The following is a 17,857-nucleotide window of genomic DNA, read 5'->3' as shown; positions in this document are numbered from 1 at the left end:
TGGCCCGCCTTCATGTCGCCACCGTATGCCTGTTGCACGCCACAGCGAGGTGGCGCATTCCAAGGAGGAACACCATGTTGTATGCCGGTAGCTGTCATTGCGGACGCATCGCCTTCGAGCTGGAGACCGATGCCCCGATCACCGAGGTCTACGACTGCAATTGCTCGCTGTGCCGCCGTCGGGGTGGCCTGCTCTGGTTCGGCACGCGTACCCAGCTGCGCCTGCAGGCGGACCCGGACGCGGTCGGCACCTACCGCTTCAATCGCCACCATATCGATCATCATCATTGCCCGCAGTGCGGCATCGCGCCCTTCAGCGAGGGGGCCAACCCCAAGACCGGCGAAGCCAGCGTGGCGGTCAACGTACGTTGCCTGCCCGCGCTGGATCTGGCCACCTTGAACGTGCAAACGGTCGACGGAGCCAGCCGATGAGGCGCGGCATGCGCTGGCCCGGCATCGCGCTGCTGGTCGGCTGGGCGCTGTGCGGGTGTGCGCGGCCTCAGGGGGAGATGGCCGCAGATGGCGGTGCCCCGGCGCCGCCAGCGCCGCCAGCCGGACAAGGCGATGCGCTTGCGTACGAACACGATGTGCGGATCGAGTTGCCCGCCGATCAGATCGGCCAGCGCATCGCGGCCGTGCGCACTGCCTGCCAGAGCGCGCAGTTCGGCACCTGCGCACTGTTGGCGGTGGAACAGGATGGCGGACGCGAGCCCAGCGGCAGCGTTCGCGTGCGCACGGTGCCCGACGGCGTCGAGCCATTGGTGCAACTGGCCGGCCAGCACGGAGAGGTCGCGGCACGCAGCACGCGCGCCGAGGATCTGGCCCAGCAGATTGCCGATACCGGCCTGGCGCAGGCACGTCTTCAAAAGGAGCACGCGCGCCTGCTGGAGTTGCAGCAGCGCCGCGATCTGGCGGTAAGCGATCTGCTTGCATTGTCCAAGCGCCTGGCCGAGATCGAAGCCCAGGCGCAGCAGACCCAGCAGGAATCCGCGCAGCAGCAACGGCGTATCCGCACGCAGTTACTGACGCTCAACTTCCGCAGTACGGGTGGGGAACAGGGCAGAAGCGAGATCGCGCAGGCCACTGCCGAGTTCGGGCAGGTGTTCTCCTCCAGCGTGGCATTCGTGATCCGTGCGATCGCGGCGTTGCTGCCAGTGGCGCTGCTGGCGGCGATCGCCGGCTGGCTGCTGTTGCAGGCGTGGCGCTGGCGCGCGCGGCGGCGCAGGACGTCCTGACCTGCGCGCGGCTGGGCGGCCCAGCCGCGTTGGCCGCATGTTGTGGCCAGCAGCGTGCGCCCTCGAACTCACCGCTGCCTGGAATGCGGCGGTGCCTGCACAGTGCAGGGCGCAGCAAGCCATGCGATCTGGCAGGAGGGCAGGCCGACTGCAGGCGTCGATCGATACTGCAGTCGCGCCTAACGCAAGCTCAGCCTTCGTCGAACTCGTACTCGACAAAAACGTCCAGCTGCAATGCCAGTTCCTGCACGGCGTCGCGCACCTTCTGCGCGGTGGCGTCGTTGCCGGCTTCCACTTCGAACTCGTGGCTGCCCGGACCTTCGTCGTCGGACAGGCCGGCCGAGCTGGAATCGTCGTCGTCCAGATGCGGCATCAGATCGTCCACTTCTTCGACGTGCTCGATGCCTTCGATGCTCTGCAGCAGGTTGGCGATGGCACGCGCGTCGTCGTCGGTGCCGGTGATACGCATGCGAAGAGTCGGCATGGGAGAGCTTCCTTGGATTGGGGACCCAAAGCCTAGGCAGCCGTCAGGCAAGATCGGGTGATGGCTGCGTGCGCCGGCCGCTCACGGGCGCCGCGCGCTTGCCTGTGTCGCAGTGGTATCCAATACCGGCACCAGCAGGGCCTGGGCGGCAGTGCGCAGCAGCGCCGGTGCGATGTAGCGATGGTGCACGCCGTCCACCAAGGCCATGTAGATGCGGCCAAAGCGGTTGCGGCAGGCCACGCGCGTCTCCAGGCTGAGCTCCACACCGCCATCCTCCAGTACTTCCACGCCGACGCTGCTGCGAAACACCAGGTGGCGGTCGTCGGCGCCCAGCAACACCTGCACGCGTCGATCCAGTGGCGCAGTGTCTTGCGCAAGTACCGGGAATCGCCCTGCGAACAGGCAGTCGCGCTGTGCCGACAGCAACGAAGACACCGGGCAGCCCAGCGGAGATGTCCGCAACTGCAGCGGCGCCACCAGCGCATTGCGCAGCCGCATCAACCAGGTGACGCCGCGCGGCGCGCGCTCGGTGAACCCCTCCAGCAGCAAGGCCATCAAGGTGTGCGCACCGCGTTGACGCAACTGATGCGGCTGCAGGCGCAGGCGTACGCTGTCCTGATGATCGAAGCCTTGCAGGTGCCGGGTCAGCAGCGAGCCGGGCTTGGGTTGGGCATGCACGCTGACCTGCGCCAGCTGCGGTGCCAGCGCAACAAACCCCACCGGCCGACGCAGCCGGCTCACTGCCTGGCGCAGCCTGCCGCTGAGCGAGCGCAGCCGGCCGCACCAGGCAAACCTGCTGCTGCCTGGCGATGCGGCCAGCGACAGACGCACGGTGGGGATCTGCAGCGCACGCGCCTGCGCCGAGGCCAGTAGCCCGAGCACCGCCTCGGGCAGGGTTTCGGTGAGCGTGGCGATATCGGCAGTGCCGGACAGCACGCGTGCGCGCACCGCATCGCTCAAGTCGCCGCCGGCCTCATCGCTGTGGCAGGACAATGCGAAAAATGCCGGGTGTGCGGCTTGCGCTTTGAGCGGTGCGAACTGATGCCAGGTGCCGCCGCCAAAGCGCACGGTGAACAGGCAGTCGGCCGGCAGATCGATATGCCGCAACGCCGCCAGGAAGTGCTGCGGATCCTGTTCGATCTGTTCCATCGAGGCGGTGCAGAAGCGCAGTTGCGCGCCACTGCTGCCGGTGATGGCGGTGAACATGCGATGGCCGGCGTGGCGATGGAACGGGTGGCCGTTGGCGCCCACCGCAAACGAGAACAGCGCGGTCGATTCGCCGTGCGCAAAGTCGGTGCCGGCCAGGCGTGCCGATGGCTCGTCCAGCGCATCGTGAAAACTGGGATGCGCGCGCTGGCGGCGACAGGCCTGTTCGATCAACGGGTTGCCTGCGCCCACGCCCAGCTGTGCGATCAGCGTGACCTCCACCGGCAGACCGCCGCTGTAGGACTCCAGACGGACTGACGGAAAACCTGCGTGTGCATCGGCAGGGCGTTGCTGGGGCGTGCTGAACATCGGCATGAGTCCTTTGCGGCCGGAGGAGGGTCAGGAGGTCTTCTTGGTCAGGGCGCGCGCCTTGCGCTTGAGCGGCGCCGAGGCCGGGCAGACTTCGAAGGCAAAGCTGCTGAGCGTGTTGACCATGTTGTCCGGGGTGAGCCGATAGACCACGAACTGGCCGCGCCGCTCGCTGGACACCAGCCCGGCGCTTTCCAGTACCGACAGATGCCGTGAGATGGCCGGCGCGCTCATTTCGAACAACTGCCCGATCTGGCCGGCGGTGAGTTCCTGGTCTGCCAGGCACGCCAGCATCTTGCGGCGGGGCTGGGAGGCGAGGGCTTCGAAGATGCGGTCGATGGACATAAGGGCTTAAGTAATTAACGAATTAGCTAATTAATTGATTTTGTGGCGGCCGATGTCAAGTGTTTTTTCCGGGGCTGCGCCGCCCGTCCACGGCCGGATGCAGCTGGCGCCCGTCGCGGGCCTTGCCGTGATTGGCGATGGGGGCGCTGTCGACGTCGAGCGCGCAAGGGATCTGCCAGCGTTGCGATGCAGGCCGCTGCCGGTTGCTGACGCTGGAGTGTGTTGTCGTGCGCCTGTCGCACTGGCGTGCCGCATCGGTCCGCCAGCACCTGCGCGCAGGTCGCGCACCGCGCTTACGTCATGCAGGCCAGCGAAGCCCGGCCAGCAACACCGCAGTGGTCAAGCCAGCCGCCTCAGGCACCAGGCATTGCCATCAGTTCTGCCGGCAATGCGGGCATCGGGGTACGTTCGTCCAGGGCTTCGCGTTTGAGCCAGTCGATGAACAACGCTGCCGCCGGGCTGGGCTCGCGGTGGCTGGGGTGCACAATGTAATACGCGTAGCGGGCCTTGAGCGTGGGACCTGGCAGCCGCACCAGTTCGTAGCGTTGCAGGTAGGGCTGGGCGATGTGCTTGCGTGCCAGCACCGCGCCCAGGCCGTAGACCGCCGCGCGCATCGCATCGGTGCTGTCGTTGAAGGTATGCATCGGTGGCAGCGTGGTGCCGCGCACCTGGGCGGCGCGAAACCAGTCGCGCCAGCCCTGCGGCGACATGTCACTCAGCAGCGGCAGCTGGGCGATCTGCGCCGGTGTGCGCAGTGCCGCCACTTCCGGCAACGAAGGCGAGGCCACCGGGAACAACTCATCGTCCATCAAATGCTGCGAGGTCAGTCCGGGCCATGCGCCTTGCCCATACCGAATGCCCAGTTCGGGGCCGCCTTCTTCGAAACGCGAAAACGCCGGGTCCGATTGCAGGTCCAGGCGGATGTGCGGATGGGCGCGGCAAAAGCGCGGCAGCCGCGGCAACAGCCAGCAGTACGACAGCGAGCGCAGCGTGGTCACGCGTAGCGGGATGGCGTCTTCGCGCGGGTGCAGGTTGCCGGCCACCGCCGCGATCTCGGCCAGGGCGGCGGTGGCGGCGTCGGCCAGCTGGCGGCCTTCGGCGGTGAGCTTGACCCCGCGCGGCAGCCGCTGAAACAAGGTGACGCCCAGCAACGCTTCGAGCTTGCGCACGTGGTGACTGACCGCGCTGGCGGTGAGATGCAGTTCTTCGGCCGCATGCGCGAAATTTTGGTGGCGCGCGGCGGCGGCGAACACGCCCAGCGCGGGCAACAGGGTCGGGCGCAGATTCATCGAGACATGAGTCAGATTTGTGGCTGACCGCGATACTACGCGCTTGTCGCGCCCGCAGTGGCAGCCGATGCTGCGCCATCCCGTTGCGATGATCGTGCCATGCCCAGCTGTCTGCCCGCGCTTGTCTGCTGCCGTTTCAGTACCGCACGGCATGGTGCCGGAGCACGCCCATGAGTGCGCACTCGTCGACGCAGCCGGTCGTTGCGACGCGCGAATGGCGGACCCCGCTGGAGCTGGGGTTTCTTGGCATCGTATGGGGCTGCTCGTTCCTGTTCATGCGCGTGGCGGCGCCCAAGTTCGGCACGGTGGCCCTGGTGGAAATCCGCCTGGCACTGGGTGCGGCGGTGCTGCTGCCGTTTTTGTGGCTGGCGCGCGACCGCTTCCCCTTGCACCGTTGGCCGATGCTGGCCGCGATCGGCGTGTTGAACTCCGCCCTGCCGTTCTTGCTGTTCGCGTGGGGCGCGCAGCACGCGCCGGCCGCCGTCGGTGCGATCTGCAATGCGATGACGGTGTTGTTCACCGCCTTGATCGCGTTCCTGTTCTTTGGCGAGCGCATCGGCACGCGGCGCGCGCTGGCCTTGCTGGTCGGATTCATCGGCGTGCTGGTGCTGGCGACCGGCAAATCGGCCGGGTTGAGCGTGGGACCGGCGGCATTGGCAGGGGCCACCGCCTCGCTGCTGTACGGCATCGGCTACAACCTGGTGAAGCGCCACATGGGCGACCTGCCACCGGCCGCATCGGCGGCCTCCACGCTGGGCTGCAGTGCGTTGCTGCTGGCGCCGTTGGCCTGGCTGCAGTGGCCGACCACGCCGGTGCCGGCAGTGGCCTGGGTCTGCGCGACCGCGTTGGGCGTGGTCTGCACCGGGTTGGCGTTCCTGATGTATTACCGCTTGATCCAACGCATCGGCCCGGCGCGTGCATCCACCGTGACCTACCTGGTGCCGGTGTTCGGTGCGCTGCTGGCGTGGTCGCTGCTGGGCGAACCGCTGACCTGGACCATGTTGCTGGCCGCGGTGCTGATCCTGGGCAGCGTCGCCTTCAGCCAGCGCGCGCGCTGAGAGCAGCTAGCAAGACCACTGTGCTCGCCGACAGGACGCGCGGCCTGTACTCGGTATTCGGTGGGCGTGGACCACTGAACACTCCGGTTCCGCGTCCGCCGACCGCTTGATGGCCGCTGGCTACGTCCTGTTGGCCGGGCTAAACCACGCGCAGCCCGCCTTTACGAATCCCCAATTCCGAATCCCCAATCCCCGATCTCGATTCAACCAGCAGGCGGCGCCCGCACCGGCAACGGCACATTGCACAGATCGATATGCCCGGCCGGGCGCTTGTAGAAATCGTCCCTGCGATTGCGGCGTGCTTCGGCCACGTCGCGGAAGGTCTGGCTGTCGGTGCGCAGCAGTTGCAGTGGCGTGCGCTCGGGCACCGGCACCTCGCTGGCCAGGCGGATCGCACGGATCGGCGAGCGTTGCGCTGGGTCTTCGTAGAAGCCCATCGGGTCGGGGCCGCGCGGGATCACGCTGAGCAATTCCATGCCCTTGACCACGCGTCCGACCACGGTGATGTTGCGATCCAGCTGCCGCGGCGACTGCCCGGTGACCACATACAGCTCGGCGCCGATGCTGCTGTCTTCGTCGTTGTTGCGGCCTGCGCCCAGCGTGCCGTAGCAATGCGCCAGCCAGGCTTTGCCGCTGGCGCTGTCGCGGCCTGCCGGGAAGCCCTCGACAAAACCGACCTGCGGCGCCCAGCCATCGCTATCGGGCAGGCGCTGGAAATCCAGGCCCTGCGCAGGGCGTTCGAATTCGGCCGGCAGATGCGTCTTGGCCGAGCCCAGGGATCTGGCCTTGCCGGGCGTCTCGCCGTCGGGGTCGCCGAACTGCACCACGAAATTGTCCTGCGAGCGGTAGATGCTCAGCCCGTCCCAGAAGCGCTCGTGGGCCAGCGTGCGGATGTTGCCCACGTGCTCGGGCGCAAACTGCGGCGCCAGCTCGATGATGACCCGCCCGCCATCCAGCTCCAGGTACAGCGTGCGATCGGGGTCTAGCACGCGCCACGCGTCGGCCGGCGAGCTGTCCAGGATCTGTTGCGGACTGCGATAGGCCGCGTGGGCGGTAGCGGGCAAGACCAGAGCGAGCAGGCAGGCAGAAACAACAGTGCGCAGCAGCATGAAGGCAACCAGCGAGGAGAGGTGCCTGATTCTTGACCAAGGCGCGCAAGGACGCAAAGCGGCGATTCGCACATCGCGACGTCGCCGTACTACGCGGGCGTCATGTCGGCGGTGACTGCATGCGGTTGCGCCGCCCGCAGTGCAGCCATGACACCGACATCGAGCGGACGCGTGACGAGCGAGCGGCACGTGGATGTGGCGAGCGTCTGTCTTGCAGTCAGGTCGACAGGGTTGCGATTACCGCGCCGGTTTGCGCTTGACGTAGAGCTGCTTGCGCACGCGCGCAACGACCTCGCCATCGCGGTTGTGTACCGCATTTTCGAACCAGCGCAGATGCTTCTCTCCGCCGGCGGTGGCTTGGCGCAGGTCGGCGAGCATGGCGTTGTCGATCACAAAGTCCGCGCTCACCGTGCCACGCCCGGGTTTGACGAACTCGATGCTGCCGGCCTTGTCCCAGACGTAGTAGTCGCGCCCCAGGTTCTGCATGACCAGCAGCATCCAGAACGGATCAGTCATCGCAAACAGGCTGCCGCCGAAATGGGTGCCGACGTAGTTGCGATTCCACGGGCGCTGCCGCAGTTCCACCCGCGCGAAGCGATAGTCGGCCGACAACACGGTGACGTGGATCCCCGAGAACAGATAGGGCGGCCACAGGTTGATGCCGAGCTTGAACAGTGAAGCGCGCATGCGGGCCTTGGTTCCATGGCGGGTGGAGCCCATAGCATAACATTCGCATGCGTATGGTGACATTGCCGCAGGTCGACATGGGGCGGTCGTGTCCGCGCTGCGAGTCGGGCCAGGCGACGCGTCGCCGCTCGCGCAGTGTGTCTCGCCGCTTGGTGCACCCGCGCGAGGGCCCGCTGCGGCGGGGCAGCCCTCGTAGGAGCGGACCTGGCCGCGACGGTGCGTTACCGATACCTGGCGCGTTGTCGCGACCGTGGGATGCCTCGTCGCGGCCGGGTCCGCTCCTACGCGTTAGGAGGGGGTTTGAAGAGGTCAGCGCTGTGCCGGGTGCGGCTTGTGCGCGGTAGGCAGCAGGGCATCGACCCTCGTAGGAGCGGACCTGGCCGCGACGGTGCGTCACTGATACCTGGGGGCGTTGTCGCGACCAGGGGATGCCTCGTCGCGGCCGGGTCCGCTCCTACGCGGAAACAGTGCCTCGTCGCATCCAGGTCCGCTGCTACGTGTCCATGTGGCGCTGCAGCGCCACCGGCTATCAGAACACCAGCGCCGACATCTTGCGGCGGTAGCGGCCGACCAGGTCTTCGTCTTCGATCACGCGGAAGGCATCGATCAGGCTGCGGCGCGGCAGGTTCTCCTCGAAGGCGCGATCCTGGCGCAGCATTTCCAGGAACTGCTCCAGCGCCGCTTCGTCGTTGCCGTCGAGCAGATGGCGCACGCCCAGCAGGTGACGGGCGCGCAGGTCGGCGCCGTTGGCGTCCACGCTGGCCTGCAGTGCGCCCGCGTCCGGGGCGTCCTTGAGCACATTGGCAAAACTCAGGCGGGCCTTGGCACGCACCGCGCGGTCATCGGTGGCCAGGTTGGCGGGCAGGGCGTCGATCAGCTGTTCGGCCTCGGCGGTGTCGCCGGTCTTGAGCAGCGCCAGCGCCAGGTCCAGCTTGAGCTCGTCCTTGTCCGGGTCGGCGGCGATCGCCTCGCGCAATGCGGCGGCCTGTGCCTGCGGGTCCAGCGGCGCCTCGGGCTGCAGCGCTTCGGGCGCCTGTGGCTCGGCCGGCAGCACGCCGTGCTGGGTCAGGAATTCGCGCACCTGGCCCTCGGGCATCGCGCCGGGGAAGCCGTCGACGATCTCGCCGCCCTTGACCAGGAACACCGTCGGTACCGAGCGGATCTGGAACGCTGCGGCGATCTGCTGTTCCTTGTCCACATCGACCTTGCCCAGCTCGAATGCGCCGTTGTACTCGCCTGCCAGCTTTTCCAGGATCGGCGTCAGCGATTTGCACGGCCCGCACCAGGTGGCCCAGAAGTCCACCAGTACCGGTGTCGTCAACGATTTCTGCAGGACCTCGGTCTCGAAGGTGTCGGTGGTGGCATCGAATACATGCGGCTTGTCGGACATGGGCTTCCTGATGGGGTGACGGCAACAGTGGGAGGTAATGGTGGCAAACCCGGCTGACACAAGGCCGGTCCGGGACGCCGGAGGGGGTTCACGGCGCGCCCGCCCGGCACGACAATGCCGCGTCCTGGTGGCGTGCGCGCCCCGCAGCGGAGCACGATAATGGGAAGGACTGACGGCGCGCAGCGCTACCTGGGGCTGATCGCGGCAAGCGTGTTCGTGCTGGCGCTGGCCGGGTTCGGCGCCACGTTGCCGGGTTATCTGCAGGCCAGCCACCCGGTCGCGCTGCTGGGCGCGCAAGGCGTGCCGCATGCGCTGGGCTTCAACCTGCTGGCGTTCGTGCTGGTCGGCGCGCTGGGCATGGTCACCGGCGTCAGCCTGCTGGCGCGCATGCCGCCCAGGGCCGGCTGGGGCCTGCGCGTGGGCGGGCAGCTGATCGTGCTGGCCGGGCTGGCCTTCGTCGGCATGGGCATGCTGCCGCTGGATCCCACCGATCTGGACGGCCGCGCCAGTCAGGCCCATGCCACGGCCTGGTTGCTGTGGGCGGTGGCCTTTGTGCCCGGCATGCTGTTGATTGCCGCTGCGCTGCTCAATGCCGCCGAGACCCGCGCGCTGGCCTGGCTCAGTCTGGCGGCCGGGCTGATGGTGGCGGTGCTGGCGTTCGGCCCGCCCGGCCTGCTGCGGCAGGCCATCGCCCAGCGCCTGGCGTTTCTGGCCTGGGTCGGCTGGCTGGCGGTCGCCGCCTGGATCTGGCCGGCAAAGCCGGCGATCTGAGCGAGCGGTTTGGTGCACCTGCTGCACTGCGGTACCCTGTACCGCTTTGCACCGCCCGAGCATCCGCTCCCAATGTCCACCGTCGAACCGAACGCCTACGACCCGCAGCAGGTCGAATCCTCCGCCCAGCAGTTCTGGGATGCCACCCGCGCCTTCCAGGTCGACGAGAACTCGGAGAAACCCAAGTTCTATTGCCTGTCGATGCTGCCGTACCCGTCCGGTGCGCTGCACATGGGCCATGTGCGCAACTACACCATCTCCGATGTGGTCAGCCGCTACAAGCGCATGACCGGCCACAACGTGATGCAGCCGATGGGCTGGGACGCGTTCGGATTGCCGGCCGAAAACGCCGCGATCAAGAACAAGACCGCGCCGGCCAAGTGGACCTACGCCAACATCGAGCACATGCGCGGCCAGCTGAAATCGCTGGGCTACGCCATCGACTGGTCGCGCGAGTTCGCCACCTGCACGCCGGACTATTACGTGCACGAGCAGCGCATGTTCACCCGGTTGATGCGCAAGGGCCTGGCCTATCGCCGCAATGCGGTGGTGAACTGGGACCCGATCGATCAGACCGTGCTGGCCAACGAGCAGGTCATCGATGGCCGCGGCTGGCGCTCCGGCGCATTGGTGGAAAAGCGCGAGATCCCGCAGTGGTTCCTGCGCATCACCGATTACGCGCAGGAACTGCTCGACGGCCTGGACCAGCTGGACGGCTGGCCGGACTCGGTCAAGACCATGCAGCGCAACTGGATCGGCCGCTCGGAAGGGCTGGAGATCCAGTTCGACGTGCGCGACACCGACGGCACCGCGCTGGATCCGTTGCGCGTGTTCACCACCCGCCCGGACACGCTGATGGGCGTGACCTTCGTGTCGATCGCCGCCGAGCATCCGCTGGCATTGCATGCGGCCAAATCCAATCCCGAGCTGGCCACCCTGCTGGAAACGCTCAAGCACGGCGGCGTCTCCGAAGCCGAGCTGGAAACCCAGGAAAAACGCGGCATGGCCACCGGCCTGACCGCGGTGCATCCGATCAGCGGCGAGCAGGTGCCGGTGTGGGTGGCCAACTTCGTGCTGATGGGCTACGGCACCGGCGCGGTGATGGCGGTTCCCGGCCACGACCAGCGCGATTTCGAGTTCGCCAACAAGTACAAGCTGCCGATCGTGCAGGTGGTCAAGCTGCGCGAGCCGCGCAACGACGACGAACAGACCTGGGATGCCACCCAGTGGCGCGACTGGTACACCGACAAGAGCCGCCCGCTGGAGCTGATCAATTCGGCCGAGTTCGACGGGCTGGATTTCGGCGGCGCTTTCGAGGCGCTGGCCGAGCGCTTCGAGCGCAAGGGCCAGGGCCAGCGCCGCATCAATTACCGCCTGCGCGACTGGGGCGTGAGCCGCCAGCGCTACTGGGGCTGCCCGATTCCGGTGATCTACTGCGCCAAGTGCGGCGCGGTGCCGGTGCCGGAAGACCAGCTGCCGGTGGTGCTGCCGGAAAACGTGGAATTTGCCGGCACCGGTTCGCCGATCAAGACCGACCCCACCTGGCGCCAGACCACCTGCCCGGACTGCGGCGGCCCGGCCGAGCGCGAGACCGACACCTTCGACACCTTCATGGAGTCGAGCTGGTACGTGGCGCGCTACACCAGCCCCAACGCACGCGACATGGTCGATCGCCGCGCCAATTACTGGATGCCGGCCGACCTGTACGTGGGCGGCATCGAGCACGCGATCCTGCACCTGATGTACTTCCGCTTCTATCACAAGCTCATGCGCGACGCGCGGCTGGTGGACAGCGACGAGCCGGTGACCAACCTGCTCACCCAGGGCATGGTCATCGCCGACACCTTCTATCGCGATGCCGACAACGGCGGCAAGGACTGGATCAACCCGGCCGACGTGGAGATCCAGCGCGACGAGCGCGGCCGCGTCACCGGTGCGGTGCTGATTGCCGATGGCCAGCCGGTACACATCGGCGGCACCGAGAAGATGTCCAAGTCCAAGAACAACGGCGTGGACCCGCAGTCGATGGTGGCCAAGTACGGCGCCGATACGGTGCGGCTGTTCTCGATGTTCGCCGCGCCGCCCGAGCAATCGCTGGAGTGGAACGAAGCCGGCGTGGACGGCATGGCGCGCTTCATGCGCCGGCTGTGGGTGCAGGTGCACAAGCATGTGGGCGAGGGCAGCGCAGCGGCGCTGGACGCCGCCAGCCTGAGCGCCGAGCAGAAGGCGATCCGCCGCAAGACCCACGAAACCATTGGCAAGGTCAGCGACGACTATGGCCGCCGCCACAGCTTCAACACCGCCATCGCCGCGGTGATGGAGTTGTCCAACGCGCTGGCCAAGTTCGACGACGCCAGCGACCAGGGCAGGGCGGTGCGGCAGGAAGCGCTGGAAGCGATGGTGCTGCTGCTCAACCCGATCACCCCGCACGCCAGCCACGCCCTGTGGCAGGTGCTGGGCCGTGGCGAAACGCTGCTGGAAGATGTCGCGTTTCCGCAGGTCGACGCCAGCGCATTGGTGCGCGATGCACTGACGCTGGCGGTGCAGGTCAACGGCAAGCTGCGCGGCACCATCGAGGTGGCCGCGGACGCGGCACGCGAGCAGATCGAAGCGCTGGCCCAGGCCGAGCCCAATGCCGCGAAATTCCTGGATGGGCTGACGATCCGCAAGATCATCATCGTGCCGGGCAAGATCGTGAACATCGTGGCGGGGTGATCGCTCGGGTTGCCATTGCCGATCCGGGCAGTTCCCGGATCGGCGTGGCGGCGCGGTGCAAGCTTGCTGCGGCTGTATTGGCAATGTGCTGCACTGGCATGTGGTGCTGCGCGGGTCAGGTTGCTGCAGTGGTTCTCTGCGATTGACTGCATTGATGCGTCGCGACGCAGGGTGACGTTTCCGCGATGGTTCCCGGGACTTCAGGTCAGTCGCGCCTGGCGACGTGCAGGCGAGATTGTCGGGGTGGCTTGCGGTCATCCGTTTCACCGGCGCGTGGCGACGCGTTTGTCATTCCTGGGCGCCGGGTGGTTTCGCGGCGCCTATCAAGCCCCGTTCACGCGGGCTGCGTCAGGCTAGCCGCCTGTTGCCGCCGCCGGGGCGCTCATCCAGACTGTGCCCATGATTCGATTTCCTACTGCTTTCGCTGCGTCCCTCGTGCTGGTCTCCAGCCTCACCGCCTGCGGCTTCCACCTGCGCAATTCGCTTGCGTTGCCACCCGATACCCCGGCGGTGAAGGTGCAGTCCGCAGTGCAGTACAGCGAACTGGCCAAATTGCTGCGACGTGGCCTCAGGGCGGCCGGTGCCACGCTGGCCGACGAAGACGCCAAGACCGGCTTTGCGCAGGTGCAGGTGTTGTCCGAGCGCTGGGGCGATCTGCCGATCGCCATCGACAGCCAGGGACGTGCGCAGGAATACAGCCTGCGCTACGCCGCCATCTTTACCGTCACCACCGCCAACGGGGCGGTGCTGGTGCCGCAGCAGGTGATCGAGCTGTCGCGCGACTACGTGTCGCCGCCGGTGGACGCCACCGGTACCGCGACCGAGCGCGAGATCCTGGCCGACGAATTGCGCAAGGACATGTCGGCCTCGATCCTGCGGCGTATCGATAGCGTGGTGCGCGCGCGCGTACAGCGCGGCGAGAGCCTGGAAAGCACGCCAACCGCGCCGCTGCCGCCGGCCGCCACACCGCCCGTGCAGCCGTCGACGCCGGAATCGAGCGTGCCGGCGTCGCTGCCGCCCGCCTCTTCGTCGAACAACTGAGCGGGTCGTGATCAGCCCGTCCGCGCAGCTGCCGGGCAAGCGCGCCCGGAGTCTGGAACTGGATTGCGCCAGGCGCATGGTGCGCTTGCTGCGCGGTCGCCATGCCCCGGCGAGTGCTGCAGACGCTGTCTTGTCCGTGACGCTTCAGTCGCGCGTGCCCTTGTAGTGATGGAATTTCCGTAGTCATGGAACTTCGCCCCGAACAGCTGGCCGGCCAGTCCAGCCAGCCGTTGCAGCCGGCCTATCTGATCGCCGGCCCTGAAACCTTGCGGGTGCTCGAAGCGGCCGATGCGGTGCGCGCACGTGCGCGCGCCGAAGGCATCGGCGAGCGCGAGGTATTCGATGCCGATGGTCGCGAGTTCGACTGGAACCAGCTCGACGCCAGCTTCAACGCGCCCAGCCTGTTCAGCCCGCGCCGGCTGGTGGAAGTGCGCCTGCCCAGCGGCAAGCCGGGCAAGGACGGCGCCGAGGTCATCACCCGCTTCTGCGCCAACCCGCCGCCGGACGTGGTGCTGTTGATCACTGCCAACGACTGGAGCAAGGCGCACCAGGGCAAGTGGGCCGAGGCGATCGGTCGTATCGGCACCATTGCCGTGGCCTGGGCGATCAAGCCGCACGAACTGTCCGACTGGATCGAGCGCCGCCTGCGCGCGCAGGGGCTGCGTGCCGATGCGGCTGCGGTGCAGCGCCTGGCCGAGCGGGTGGAAGGCAACCTGCTGGCCGCCGCGCAGGAGATCGACAAGCTGGCCTTGCTGGCCGATGGCAAGACGCTGGATCTGGAGGCGATGGAATCGCTGGTGGCCGATGCCGCGCGCTACGACGTGTTCCGGCTGGCCGAAACCACCTTCTCCGGTCAGGCCGCTGCGGTGATCCGCATGCTGGCCGGACTGCGTGCCGAAGGCGAAGCGGTGGCGGCGTTGATGCCGATCCTGATCAAGGAACTGCTGCGCACCGCTGCCCTGGCCAAGGTGCAGGCCAATGGCGGCAACCTGGCTGCGGAAATGAAATCGCAGGGCATCTGGGAATCCCGCCAGGCCCCGTTCAAGCGCGCGCTGCAGCGCCATCCCGAGCCGCGCCGCTGGGAACGTTTCGTCGCCGAAGCCGGCCTGGTGGACCGCATGGCCAAGGGCCGCGCCGACGGCGATGCCTGGGTCGGCCTGGAACGCCTGCTGGTCGCAGTGGCCGAAGCGCGCGCGGTGAGATTGCTGGCGTGAGCGCGGGGCAGGCCGGAACCGCTGAGCCAGGCACCGGCGCCGGAGAGCGGGAGCCTGCAACCAGTGGAACCGCAGGGCAACGCGCAAAGCCGGCAGCTCCCACCGGTGTGGCTGCAACGTCACCAGCCACCGATGCTCAGGCCGCCGCGTCAGACCCGCTTCTTTCCGACTCCCCACTCCCCCATCCCCAATCCCGGTCCCATATCGATTCCCGGCTCCACCTCTACTACGGCGGCACCTTCGATCCGATCCACTTGGGTCACCTGGCCATCGCCTGCGCAGCGCGCGACGAACTCGCAGCGCTTGTGCACCTGGTGCCGGCTGCCGATCCGCCGCATCGCGCCGCACCCGGCGCCACTGCCGCGCAGCGTGCGCAGATGCTGGAGCTGGCGCTCGCCGGCCAACCCGCGCTGCAGTTGGACCGCCGCGAGCTGCAGCGCGCCCGCCAACAGCTGGCCCCGTCCTACACCGTGGAGACCTTGCGCGAGCTGCGCCAGGCACTTGGCCCCGCCACGCCGATCGCCTGGTTACTGGGTGCCGACGCCTTCGTCGAATTGCATCGCTGGCACCAGTGGGAGGCGCTGTTCGAGTTGGCGCACTTCGTCATCGCCGCGCGGCCCGGCACGTCCCTGGACCTGCGCGACGCGCCGCAACTGGCCGCCGCTGTGCAGGGCCGCTGGTCTGCCAATGCCGACGAGTTGGTCGCCGCGCCGGCCGGCCGGCTGTGGCAATTGCACCACCCGCTGCGCGGCGAATCGGCCAGCGCCGTGCGCGCGCAGATCGCTGTCGGCGGCGCCTGGCAGGCGCTGGTCCCGGCAGCAGTGGCCAGCTTCATTGCCCGGGAAGGCCTGTACGGCTGCGCCCGCCCGGCTAGCTGAACACGCGTCCGCCCGGACCGGCCTATAATTCACGCCAATTCCATCGAGTTGCCGCTTTGACCAGCCAAGCCCAAGTCATCAAGACCTCCATTCCGAATCCGCCGCCGTCCGTGCCGGCCCTGTTGGCCACCGTGCGCGAGGCTGTCGAAGAGCTGAAAGCCAAGGACGTGGTCGAGATCGATGTACGCGGCAAGTCCAGCGTCTGCGATTACATGGTGGTGGTCTCTGGCACCTCGACCCGCCACGTCAAATCGATCGCCGACGAAGTGGTCAAGTTCGCCAAGCGCCTGGACGTGATGCCGCTGGGCGTGGAAGGCGAGCGCGAAGCCGAATGGGTGCTGGTCGACCTGGGCGACGTGGTGGTGCACGTGATGCTGCCGCGCGTCCGCGAGTTCTATGCGCTGGAGCGCCTATGGACAGTGGGCGATCAGCGTCCCTCCGACCAGGACGACGCCGACGAGCAGCCCTGAGTCACGCACTGCACGGTGTGCACTGCGCAACACACGAACGGCGCCCTGGGGCGCCGTTTTTGTGTCTGCCATCGCTCACCGCTGCGCGGCTTAAAGCGGCCCGCGCTCCCACGGGCCGGTGATGGCCAGGGTGATCCCCGGGGTCTGGATGTTGACGAACAAGGTACGCGCCAGCGGATCCCAGCAGGCGCCGCAGAACTCGGTATCGCGGTAATCGCCTTCGGCAATGGTCTTGCCGGCAGCGGCGATCTGCTGCGAGGTGAGCTGCACGTTGTTCTTGGCCAGGTAGAACGATTCGCCCCCGCGGGTCAGCCCGAGCAATCGCGCGCCGGGGCCGTAGTCGTCCGGACTTTCGCCGCCGTCTTCGCACAGCACCACGCCGCCGCGCGCGCTGACGGTGACGTTGTCCGGATTGTGCGCGGCCAGCTGATTGCCGCTGACGAACAGCGCACTCAGGCGCTGGGTGAACAGGTCCAGCACCCACACTGCGCCATTGCCGTAACCGCGCCGGCCCTGCGCATCCACGCCGGTGCTGGTATCGACGATGAAGAGTTTGCCGTAGCTGTACCAGATGCCTTCGCCACGGCTCATGCGCAGCGCGCCATCGGCCCAGGCCTGTGCAAACGGTCCGCTCAAGGTGTCGCTTGCGCCGATGTCGGCAAAGCCGGCCGGTGCGGCGATGCTGTCCAGATCCGGCTCTTCGATATCCACCCATTCCAGCTGGAACTGCTGGCCGATGCTGGCCACGGTGAGGTCGGCATTGCGACGTCCGCGCACGCGCGCGGCCTGCAGGCGGCCGCCGTTTTCCAGCGAGCCATTGCGGCCGCGGCGGTCGTTGGGAATGAAGCGATACAGGCCGGCCTTGTTGCGGTCGTCCTCGGTGAGATAGACGATGCCGGTGCGCGGGTCGATCGCCACCGCCTCATGACTGAAGCGGCCCAGACCCACCAGCGGACGACCGGTGGTGCGGTGGCTGTCCGGGTCCACTTCGAACACATAGCCGTGCTTGCGGCCGGTGCTGGACACCGCATTGGTCTTGATCTCTTCGCAGCTCAGCCAAGTGCCCCACGGAGTCGGCCCGCCAGCGCAGTTGACCAGGGTGCCGCCCAGGCTGGGTTCCAGGCTGCCCCAGCCACGGCGGCCGTAACTCAGCGTGGTGGTGCCGCCGCCGGCGGACTGGGTGCCGCTGACGATGCCGGTGTCGTACATCGCCGGTGCGCGGAACGGGCTGCCTGCGCCGCGCTCGTGATTGCGGATCAACACGTACTCCAGGCCGCGCAGCGGGTCGCTGCCCGGCCGCCAGTCGGGACGGCGCAGACCGACCACGGCCATGCCGTCGTGACGGTCGGGGCAGGGCTGGCCATCGTCCATGCGGTCGCCGCTCCAGCCGAACGAGCGGTAGCTGAAGCCGCGCGGCAGCTGCAGCAAGGGCAAGCCGGTGCTCTGGTCGGCGACCGGTGCAAGCGGGCCGTAGCGGCTGGGGACCGGTGCAAGGCGCACCGACGCAGACGTGGCGGCCTGGGCCTGGCGCGACTGCAAGGCGCCCAAGCTGCCAAGGGCGCCGGCGGCCATGACGGCGGCGCTGCCCTTGAGGACCTGGCGGCGGGCGGGATCGAAAATCGGCATCGAACGACTCCTGCGTGGCTGGGTGGTCGGG

At 67.8% G+C, this 17,857-nt stretch carries 17 protein-coding genes; 9 read left to right on the top strand and 8 right to left on the bottom strand.

Features of this window, described 5'->3' with window-relative positions:
* Positions 1-74 precede the first annotated feature (74 nt).
* Entirely contained in the window at positions 75-431 is a 357-nt protein-coding gene (locus tag FHY18_RS03770; protein WP_259151381.1) for a GFA family protein, read from the top strand.
* A complete protein-coding gene (locus FHY18_RS03765) occupies positions 428-1,234 on the top strand; it encodes a DUF4349 domain-containing protein (RefSeq protein WP_259151379.1) in 807 nt (268 codons plus the stop codon). Before FHY18_RS03770 ends, FHY18_RS03765 begins: the two co-directional genes overlap by 4 nt.
* 190 nt (positions 1,235-1,424) lie before the next feature.
* Here FHY18_RS03765 and FHY18_RS03760 read toward each other — a convergent pair whose 3' ends face one another.
* From FHY18_RS03760 to FHY18_RS03745, 4 genes are all read right to left on the bottom strand, one after another.
* Positions 1,425-1,718 carry a hypothetical protein gene (locus FHY18_RS03760; RefSeq protein WP_005994696.1) on the bottom strand — a complete coding sequence of 98 codons (294 nt, stop codon included), beginning with the start codon at positions 1,716-1,718 and terminating at the stop codon, positions 1,425-1,427.
* A gap of 81 nt (positions 1,719-1,799) precedes the next feature.
* Positions 1,800-3,233, bottom strand: a complete 1,434-nt coding sequence (locus tag FHY18_RS03755) for a DUF2867 domain-containing protein (protein WP_259151362.1) — start codon at positions 3,231-3,233, stop codon at positions 1,800-1,802.
* A 30-nt stretch (positions 3,234-3,263) separates the two neighbouring features.
* Positions 3,264-3,578 (bottom strand): metalloregulator ArsR/SmtB family transcription factor, encoded by a 315-nt coding sequence (locus FHY18_RS03750; RefSeq protein ID WP_024939743.1) that lies wholly within the window; start codon positions 3,576-3,578, stop codon positions 3,264-3,266.
* 353 nt (positions 3,579-3,931) lie between these two features.
* Entirely contained in the window at positions 3,932-4,867 is a 936-nt protein-coding gene (locus tag FHY18_RS03745; RefSeq protein WP_259151351.1) for a LysR substrate-binding domain-containing protein, read from the bottom strand.
* A 170-nt stretch (positions 4,868-5,037) separates the two neighbouring features.
* On the opposite strand from FHY18_RS03745, the gene FHY18_RS03740 reads away from it, so the two are divergent.
* The gene (locus FHY18_RS03740; RefSeq protein WP_259151349.1) at positions 5,038-5,925 is read left to right on the top strand and encodes a DMT family transporter; all 888 of its coding nucleotides are present in this window, start codon (positions 5,038-5,040) and stop codon (positions 5,923-5,925) included.
* Between the two features lie 203 nt (positions 5,926-6,128).
* Here FHY18_RS03740 and FHY18_RS03735 read toward each other — a convergent pair whose 3' ends face one another.
* The 3 genes from FHY18_RS03735 to trxA form a co-directional block, all read right to left on the bottom strand.
* Complete coding sequence (locus FHY18_RS03735; protein ID WP_259152486.1) at positions 6,129-7,100, bottom strand: peptidylprolyl isomerase; 972 nt, start codon at positions 7,098-7,100, stop codon at positions 6,129-6,131.
* A 171-nt stretch (positions 7,101-7,271) separates the two neighbouring features.
* A complete protein-coding gene (locus FHY18_RS03730) occupies positions 7,272-7,721 on the bottom strand; it encodes a DUF4442 domain-containing protein (protein ID WP_259151347.1) in 450 nt (149 codons plus the stop codon).
* A gap of 529 nt (positions 7,722-8,250) precedes the next feature.
* Positions 8,251-9,111 carry a thioredoxin gene (trxA, locus tag FHY18_RS03725; RefSeq protein WP_259151343.1) on the bottom strand — a complete coding sequence of 287 codons (861 nt, stop codon included), beginning with the start codon at positions 9,109-9,111 and terminating at the stop codon, positions 8,251-8,253.
* Positions 9,112-9,270: 159 nt separating this feature from the next.
* Here trxA and FHY18_RS03720 point away from each other — a divergent pair, with 159 nt between their 5' ends.
* From FHY18_RS03720 to rsfS, 6 genes are all read left to right on the top strand, one after another.
* Positions 9,271-9,882, top strand: a complete 612-nt coding sequence (locus FHY18_RS03720) for a DUF998 domain-containing protein (RefSeq protein ID WP_259151341.1) — start codon at positions 9,271-9,273, stop codon at positions 9,880-9,882.
* A gap of 72 nt (positions 9,883-9,954) precedes the next feature.
* A complete protein-coding gene (leuS, locus tag FHY18_RS03715) occupies positions 9,955-12,597 on the top strand; it encodes a leucine--tRNA ligase (RefSeq protein ID WP_259151338.1) in 2,643 nt (880 codons plus the stop codon).
* 399 nt (positions 12,598-12,996) lie between these two features.
* Complete coding sequence (lptE, locus tag FHY18_RS03710; RefSeq protein WP_259151336.1) at positions 12,997-13,638, top strand: LPS assembly lipoprotein LptE; 642 nt, start codon at positions 12,997-12,999, stop codon at positions 13,636-13,638.
* A gap of 185 nt (positions 13,639-13,823) precedes the next feature.
* Entirely contained in the window at positions 13,824-14,852 is a 1,029-nt protein-coding gene (gene holA, locus FHY18_RS03705; RefSeq protein WP_046963866.1) for a DNA polymerase III subunit delta, read from the top strand.
* A complete protein-coding gene (gene nadD, locus FHY18_RS03700) occupies positions 14,849-15,730 on the top strand; it encodes a nicotinate-nucleotide adenylyltransferase (protein ID WP_259151332.1) in 882 nt (293 codons plus the stop codon). The genes holA and nadD overlap by 4 nt, the downstream gene beginning before the upstream one ends.
* A gap of 56 nt (positions 15,731-15,786) precedes the next feature.
* Positions 15,787-16,200 carry a ribosome silencing factor gene (gene rsfS / locus FHY18_RS03695; RefSeq protein ID WP_259151331.1) on the top strand — a complete coding sequence of 138 codons (414 nt, stop codon included), beginning with the start codon at positions 15,787-15,789 and terminating at the stop codon, positions 16,198-16,200.
* Between the two features lie 90 nt (positions 16,201-16,290).
* On the opposite strand, the gene FHY18_RS03690 is transcribed toward rsfS, so the two are convergent.
* A complete protein-coding gene (locus tag FHY18_RS03690) occupies positions 16,291-17,826 on the bottom strand; it encodes an alkaline phosphatase PhoX (RefSeq protein WP_259151328.1) in 1,536 nt (511 codons plus the stop codon).
* Positions 17,827-17,857: the final 31 nt, after the last annotated feature.

This window comes from Xanthomonas sp. 3793, assembly GCF_024806835.1.
GTDB lineage: Bacteria > Pseudomonadota > Gammaproteobacteria > Xanthomonadales > Xanthomonadaceae > Xanthomonas > Xanthomonas arboricola_F.
This window is presented reverse-complemented; position numbering and strand designations above follow the sequence as displayed.

Excerpts from the sequence above, each read along its gene's own strand:
- FHY18_RS03770 (WP_259151381.1), top strand. The coding sequence starts at position 75 with ATGTTGTATGCCGGTAGCTGTCATTGCGGACGCATCGCCTTCGAGCTG.
- FHY18_RS03765 (WP_259151379.1), top strand. The coding sequence starts at position 428 with ATGAGGCGCGGCATGCGCTGGCCCGGCATCGCGCTGCTGGTCGGCTGG.
- FHY18_RS03760 (WP_005994696.1), bottom strand. The coding sequence starts at position 1,718 with ATGCCGACTCTTCGCATGCGTATCACCGGCACCGACGACGACGCGCGT.
- FHY18_RS03755 (WP_259151362.1), bottom strand. The coding sequence starts at position 3,233 with ATGTTCAGCACGCCCCAGCAACGCCCTGCCGATGCACACGCAGGTTTT.
- FHY18_RS03750 (WP_024939743.1), bottom strand. The coding sequence starts at position 3,578 with ATGTCCATCGACCGCATCTTCGAAGCCCTCGCCTCCCAGCCCCGCCGC.
- FHY18_RS03745 (WP_259151351.1), bottom strand. The coding sequence starts at position 4,867 with ATGAATCTGCGCCCGACCCTGTTGCCCGCGCTGGGCGTGTTCGCCGCC.
- FHY18_RS03740 (WP_259151349.1), top strand. The coding sequence starts at position 5,038 with ATGAGTGCGCACTCGTCGACGCAGCCGGTCGTTGCGACGCGCGAATGG.
- FHY18_RS03730 (WP_259151347.1), bottom strand. The coding sequence starts at position 7,721 with ATGCGCGCTTCACTGTTCAAGCTCGGCATCAACCTGTGGCCGCCCTAT.
- trxA (WP_259151343.1), bottom strand. The coding sequence starts at position 9,111 with ATGTCCGACAAGCCGCATGTATTCGATGCCACCACCGACACCTTCGAG.
- FHY18_RS03720 (WP_259151341.1), top strand. The coding sequence starts at position 9,271 with ATGGGAAGGACTGACGGCGCGCAGCGCTACCTGGGGCTGATCGCGGCA.
- leuS (WP_259151338.1), top strand. The coding sequence starts at position 9,955 with ATGTCCACCGTCGAACCGAACGCCTACGACCCGCAGCAGGTCGAATCC.
- lptE (WP_259151336.1), top strand. The coding sequence starts at position 12,997 with ATGATTCGATTTCCTACTGCTTTCGCTGCGTCCCTCGTGCTGGTCTCC.
- holA (WP_046963866.1), top strand. The coding sequence starts at position 13,824 with ATGGAACTTCGCCCCGAACAGCTGGCCGGCCAGTCCAGCCAGCCGTTG.
- FHY18_RS03690 (WP_259151328.1), bottom strand. The coding sequence starts at position 17,826 with ATGCCGATTTTCGATCCCGCCCGCCGCCAGGTCCTCAAGGGCAGCGCC.